Here is a 3,550-nt window from a genome sequence, read left to right as displayed (position 1 = left end):
AAGAAAGATTTGAAACTAAAAAATCTAAGCCATTTATTCTAAAAGGGATTGATTCTAAATCTTTAATAAAGAAAAGAGCTGGAATAAAAAATAAAATAAAAGGAACCATTGGTAAAGATATAATCCAAAAAAAATCTACAATTGCTTTTAAAATATTAAGTTTTCTCATTTTTGATGCGTTTATGTTTATAGAGTGTGTAAATATACAAAAATTATTGAAAAACAATAATAAAATATTGTTATATGATATATATATAAAATAAAAAACCTCAAAAGTTAAATACTTTTGAGGTTTTTTATAAATTATTTTGAATCCTATTTAGGAACTACATTCGCTTTTAAATATTCTCTATTTAAGCGAGCGATGTTTTCTAATGAAATACCTTTTGGACATTCAACTTCACAAGCACCCGTATTAGTACAATTTCCAAAACCTTCAGCATCCATCTGATTTACCATATTTAAAACACGCTCTGTAGCTTCTACTCTACCCTGTGGTAAATACGCAAATTGTGATATTTTTGCAGAAACAAATAGCATGGCGCTAGAGTTTTTACAAGTAGCAACACAAGCTCCACAGCCAATACATTCAGCAGCATCAAAAGCATCTGCTGCATCTTCTTTTGGAATTAATATGGCGTTAGCATCAGCAGCTCCACCGGTATCAAATGAATTATAACCACCTGCTTGTTGAATTCTATCTAAAACCGTTCTGTCTACAACTAAATCTTTTATTACCGGAAATGCGTTAGCTCTAAATGGTTCTATATAAATAGTTTGTCCATCTTTAAATGAACGCATATATAATTGACAAGTAGTGACTAATCTTTTTGGTCCGTGAGCTTCTCCATTAATGTATAATGAACATGTACCACAAACTCCTTCTCTACAGTCATTATCAAATGAGATAACATCTTCACCTTTTTCAATCAAGTTTTGATTTAAAACATCTAACATTTCTAAAAATGAAGTGTCCGATGAAATATCAGTAACTGTATATTCTTTCATGCTTCCTTGAGCATTGGCATCATCCTGACGCCATATATTTAAAGTAAAATCCATAATTTTATAGTTTTTAGAAACTAGATACTAGGCACTAGTTTCAACTTTCTTAATTAATGAATTAAGCATTTTGCTTTCTTCATCAATTAAAGAAAAAATAGTTTCAAAATTTTTATAATACGTTAACTTTTCACTGATTATCAATTGGGTCTCTAACTCTAATAAATAACCTCTGGCAGTTTTCAAAAAATTAGCATAATGTGCTTTAGTGCCACGCCCCCATCCTTCGGCAATATTTGAAGGAATAGAGACCGCCGCTCTTCTTAATTGAGAAATCAAACCAAATTTTTCGTCAGAAGGAAAATTTTTAGAAATACTATAAGATAATAACACTATTTCTATACCTTTCTGCCATACAATCAAGTCTTTATAAGAATTTATTTTACCCATTACAACTAATTTCTAGTCACTAACAACTTTTAACTTTATTTATAATTACGTTGTTTTAATTCTATTGCATTAAAAGTTAATTCCTCTTTATGAAGTTTAGGTTCTTTACCTTCTCCTTTATATTCCCAGGCTGCTACATACGTAAATTCTTTATCGTTACGTTTAGCTTCTCCTTTTTGAGGTCCGTCTAATTCTACAGATTCTTCACGGTAGTGAGCTCCGCAAGATTCTTTTCTATTTAACGCATCAATAGCCATTAATTCTGCTAATTCTAAAAAATCAGCAACCCGAATAGCTTTTTCCAATTCATTATTAAATTGGTTTGGTTTTCCGGTAACTCTTACATCTTTCCAAAAAGCATCTCTAATTTCTTTAATTTCTGAAATAGCTTCTTTTAAGCCTTTTTCATTACGAGATAAACCTACTTTATCCCAAATAACTTTACCTAATTTTTTATGGAAATAATCTACTGATTTGGTTCCTTTAATGGTAAATAATTTTTCAATTAAACTACTAACATCATTTTCAGCTTTTTCAAATTCTGGACTATCTGTAGTAATTGAACCTGTATGAATATCTTCATTTAAATAGTTAGATATTGTGGCAGGCAATACAAAATAACCGTCACATAAACATTGCATTAATGCAGATGCTCCAAGACGATTTGCACCGTGATCAGAGAAATTAGATTCTCCGATAGAATATAACCCAGGAACTGTTGTCATTGTTTCATAATCAACCCAAGTTCCACCCATTGCGTAGTGAGAGGCAGGATAAATCATCATTGGAGTTACATAAGGGTTATCTCCTATAATATTTTCATACATATCAAACAAGTTACCATAACGCTCTTTAACTGTTGTTTCTCCTAAACGATTAATTGCATCGGCAAAATCTAAATACACTGCAAAACCGGCTTTATTCACACCAAAACCAGCATCACAACGTTCTTTAGCTGCTCTTGAAGCAACATCACGAGGTACTAAGTTACCAAATGCAGGATAACGTCGTTCTAAGTAATAATCTCTATTTTCTTCAGCAATTTCAGTTGGTTTTAATTTACCTTCGCGAATTGCTTTAGCATCTTCTATATTTTTGGGCACCCAAATACGACCATCATTTCTCAAAGATTCTGACATTAATGTCAATTTACTTTGATTTTCTCCAGAAACTGGAATACAAGTTGGATGAATTTGTGTAAAACAAGGATTTGCAAAATAAGCTCCCTTTTTATATATTTTCCATGCTGCGGTAGCATTACAGTTCATGGCATTGGTTGATAAATAAAATACATTTCCATAACCACCCGAAGCAATTACTACGGCATGTGCTCCAAATCGTTCAATTTTACCGGTAACTAAATCTCTAGCAATAATTCCACGAGCTTTTCCATCTACAATAACCACGTCTAACATTTCGTGACGATTGTATGATTTTACTTTCCCAGCTTTTATTTGACGGTTCATAGAACTATAAGCACCTAACAATAATTGTTGACCTGTAGCTCCAGAAGCATAAAATGTTCTAGAAACTTGAGCTCCACCAAAAGAACGGTTTGCTAAAGTTCCACCATATTCACGGGCAAAAGGAACACCTTGAGCCACACATTGATCAATTATATTTCCGCTCAATTGAGCCAATCTATATACATTTTCTTCACGTCCTCTATAATCACCACCTTTTACAGTATCATAAAATAAACGGTAATCACTATCATTATCATTTTGATAATTTTTTGAAGCATTGATACCTCCTTGAGCAGCAATTGAGTGCGCACGACGAGGGCTGTCTTGAAAATAAAAAACTTTCACATTGTATCCAGCTTCACCTAAAGTAGCTGCAGCTGATGACCCTGCAAGGCCAGACCCAACAATAATTATATCTAATTTTCTACGGTTAGAAGGGTTTACTAAATTAGTGTGAGATTTATATTTCTCCCATTTTTCAGCAATTGGTCCTTCTGGTATTTTTGAGTTTAATTTTGTCATAATTTTTTAGCGAATTAATTAAAGAAAAAATAAACTGCTATAGCTGAAAAACCAATAGCAATTAAAATACTAAAACCTATTCCAGTATTTTTAATACAAGCTTTAAATTT

General features: G+C 32.0%; 3 protein-coding genes. All 3 read right to left on the bottom strand.

Features of this window, described 5'->3' with window-relative positions:
• Nucleotides 1-315 precede the first annotated feature (315 nt).
• From QM495_RS09765 to QM495_RS09755, 3 genes are read right to left on the bottom strand one after another with little or no spacing between them, the layout of a single operon-like run.
• Nucleotides 316-1,062 carry a succinate dehydrogenase/fumarate reductase iron-sulfur subunit gene (locus tag QM495_RS09765; protein ID WP_408671920.1) on the bottom strand — a complete coding sequence of 249 codons (747 nt, stop codon included), beginning with the start codon at nt 1,060-1,062 and terminating at the stop codon, nt 316-318.
• A gap of 27 nt (nt 1,063-1,089) precedes the next feature.
• Nucleotides 1,090-1,452, bottom strand: a complete 363-nt coding sequence (locus QM495_RS09760) for a four helix bundle protein (protein ID WP_408671919.1) — start codon at nt 1,450-1,452, stop codon at nt 1,090-1,092.
• 35 nt (nt 1,453-1,487) lie between these two features.
• Nucleotides 1,488-3,440, bottom strand: a complete 1,953-nt coding sequence (locus QM495_RS09755; RefSeq protein WP_408671918.1) for a fumarate reductase/succinate dehydrogenase flavoprotein subunit — start codon at nt 3,438-3,440, stop codon at nt 1,488-1,490.
• Nucleotides 3,441-3,550: the final 110 nt, after the last annotated feature.

This window comes from Lutibacter sp. (assembly GCF_046055765.1).
Classification (GTDB): Bacteria; Bacteroidota; Bacteroidia; order Flavobacteriales; family Flavobacteriaceae; genus Lutibacter.
This window is presented reverse-complemented; position numbering and strand designations above follow the sequence as displayed.